The following is a 612-nucleotide window of genomic DNA, read 5'->3' on the forward strand; positions in this document are numbered from 1 at the left end:
GGCTGGGTCGGCGGGTTGGCCGGCGGCGCCGGGGGCAGCGGCACCGGTGCTGGCGTGGGGGCCGGCGGCGGCGGCGGCGGTGTGGGCGTCGGCGCGGGCGCAGGGGTCGGCGCCGGTACGCCGGGAGGCGTCGGCGGGTTGGCGCTGCCGGTGTCGGTACCGTTGCCGGCGGACGGCTGGGTCGGCGGGTTGGCGGGCGGCAGCGGCACGGGGGTGGGTGCCGGCGTTGGCGCTGGTGTTGGTGTCGGGGCCGGTGTGGGCGCAGGTGCGGGCGGCGACAGGCCGGGCGGCAGCGGCGGGTTGACGCTGCCGGTGTCCACCGGGGGCGGGCCAGGAGGCGGCGGTGGTGGGGGCGGCGGCGTGGGTGCCGGTGCCGGTGCCGGTGCCGGTGCAGGTGTCGGTGCAGGTGTCGGAGCCGGAGCAACCACCGGCGGCGTCGGCGGCAGGTGGTCTCGCGTGCTGTCACCGTTGCCTGCGGAAGGCGTCGTCGGGAGCGGCGCTGGGGCGGGCGGCGTTACCGGCGGGGCGGGTGGCAGATGGTCCTTCGTGGTGTCGCCGTTGCCGGCGGAAGGGGTGGTAGGCACCGGGCCGGGCGCCGGCGCGGGCGGGGGC

The 612-nt window shown here is 80.6% G+C and carries 1 protein-coding gene; it reads right to left on the minus strand.

All coding sequences use genetic code 11. The features are described 5' to 3' along the window. On the minus strand, window positions 1-320 hold a 320-nt coding region (locus ACXJKJ_RS31160), incomplete at its 3' end, for a hypothetical protein (RefSeq protein ID WP_457395465.1). Window positions 321-612: the final 292 nt, after the last annotated feature.

The organism is Roseateles sp. P5_E1 (genome assembly GCF_054049335.1).